The following is a 2,197-nucleotide window of genomic DNA, read 5'->3' as shown; positions in this document are numbered from 1 at the left end:
TGGTTTATTTAATTTAGCAATTTTGGCAAGGCTTTCTATTCTTAAATAGCCAGCACAAACCCAATGTAAATTAATTATATCTGGTTGTATTTTAGCGATTTTACTAGCAATTGAATCTGGAACCCACTGGGGGGAGAATATACTGCGATCGCGATTGGGATAAGTTTTTAATACTATATTATCTATCAAAAGTGCCAGATTTGTCCATTCTCTTTTGAATCCAGTATCTTCTCCCCAAATAGTTTTTTCGTCTCGTGTTTTTTCCCCTACAATCATAATCGAATCCGATCCCGATCGCTGCAAAGCTTGGTGTAGGCGGTAAGCAGCTGCATAAGCACCTCCTCTCCCATCAGATCTACTAATTATACAAACTTTCATTATCTAAATAACTCCATATTTTTGATAAGTAATTACTTATTTCTGCCCTATTTCACCCTGGTTTTATCGCTTCCATAAATAAGGAATCGGGTTTTCTAATTTTCCCTGCGATCGTATCCAACTCGTAGCTGTTAAAATTAGGAATACCGCTCTCATCAGCACGACAAACGCGCACATCTACAAATCCCGCATTTTCCAGCAGTCGCCGCAACGAAAAGCGATCGTACATCCAGCGGTGAATTTCTCCCGAATTCCGAAATAATCCTTCTTCTAACGCCATTTTCCCCTTTTTACCTGCAATTGACTTAGCTAAAATTAGCAACAATTTGCTTTGCAAATTTTCCATATACCAGGATATTTTCTTAGACTTAATTTTTTCCCAGATCGTTCTTTTTTCCTTAGCAGTTTGTTCATCCCAAAACTGTTCTGCTTCTTTACCGATCCGACTCAAAATAAATTCTTTGTTTTTTAGATCTGGGCTATTTAAAAACTTGCCCATTTCACCGCCAGTAAAACTACGAACATTTTGATCGTAAAGTTCCAACATCATCCAATCATAGTCTGCTTCTGCTTCTTTTACACCCACTTCCACCAATTCTAATAAACGCAGATATTCCCGGACTATTCCTTCTAGATCCGGTACAACTACCCTGATTATTCCTTTTGGTTTCAAAACTCGTAAAGCTTCTTTTAGATGAAATTTCACTTCATCTATGGTAAGATGTTCTATAACGTGAGAGCTATAACAAACATCAAAATAATTGTTAGCATAAGGTAACCCTTTTCTGAGATCGTAACTTTGCACATCAGGCGAGAACGATGCCATATCGATATTCGTCCAAGCCGGATGAAAAACAGAACCACAACCGATATTTAAAAGCTGCATATTCATCTGATTAGTTTCTGTGGATAAACTTTTCATCTATTTTTCTCCAAGCGTCTAAATTTAGCTTAAGATTACTTTCTATTTTTTCATATTCATCTTTATATTTTTCGCGCAATCGTTTATAAGTATCGAGCTTAATAGGCTTTGGCTTTTGCTGTGTTGTTACCAGGTTTAGTAAAAAATCTCGTCCCTCTTTAGTATTATACAATTTTATTTGATAATTCCTGTCTAAATATCTCGAAACTGAATCTTTAAATTTGGTAATTCTTCTCATCGCAAATGAAATATAAGTATGCACTACTTTTCGAGAAGGATTTTTAGCTTCTTCTTGTAAATCATCGCAGGGACTAATTTCTAGGAATTGCCAAAGGTTATTTAAAAATTCTCTTGGTTCTTTAATAAAATCCTCAAACAAACCTATAAATACATTATGTCCAAATAACTCCAAATATCGACTCACTTGTTCGTGGTACAGACCTGAGCTAAAATACATATAGTTATAGTAATACTGCGGCTCAAAAAAGTTAGGGATTTTTTTATTTTGCCGTTGCGTTTCTTTGGCTAAAGCTTCCTCAAACGTTCTCGCATATTCATACCCATCCTGAGTCATCCAATTATACAGAGAATAAGCTCGCTGAATGGGATTGCGTAACATGATAATTATTTTGGCATTAGGATTAAAATCATAAAGTCTTTGCGGGCTACCAGGATCGGTTAGATATGCTGTAGATGCTTCCCCAATATATTTTTGATTATCTGCGTTAGCGAATATCTTTAAATATTCTTTTTCATCTGTTATTCCCACCAAGTTGGAAAAGTAGCAAGGTTCTTTTACCAGTTCATCTTCTGGCATAAAAATATCAGGATGCTGTCCGAGAAGATACCAAAGAGAACTTGTACCTGCTTTCGCAGCACCGCAGATAAATAAATTTG

At 35.9% G+C, this 2,197-nt stretch carries 2 protein-coding genes and 1 pseudogene; all 3 read right to left on the bottom strand.

Annotated features, from left to right (window positions below; translation table 11 throughout):
* Positions 1-276 (bottom strand): annotated as a pseudogene (locus H6S82_RS30180) (glycosyl transferase); the annotation flags it as partial.
* A gap of 154 nt (positions 277-430) precedes the next feature.
* Entirely contained in the window at positions 431-1,300 is an 870-nt protein-coding gene (locus H6S82_RS30175) for a methyltransferase domain-containing protein (protein ID WP_242057170.1), read from the bottom strand.
* Positions 1,275-2,197: sulfotransferase domain-containing protein (locus H6S82_RS30170; protein ID WP_191057243.1), on the bottom strand; the 923-nt coding region annotated here is incomplete at its 5' end. The genes H6S82_RS30170 and H6S82_RS30175, both read right to left, overlap by 26 nt.

It is taken from the genome of Planktothrix sp. FACHB-1355, assembly GCF_014748295.1.
In the GTDB taxonomy this organism is placed as follows: Bacteria; Cyanobacteriota; Cyanobacteriia; order Cyanobacteriales; family Aerosakkonemataceae; genus Aerosakkonema; species Aerosakkonema funiforme_A.
The sequence above is the reverse complement of the archived record's forward strand: the minus strand, read 5'-3'. Positions and strand labels throughout refer to the sequence as shown.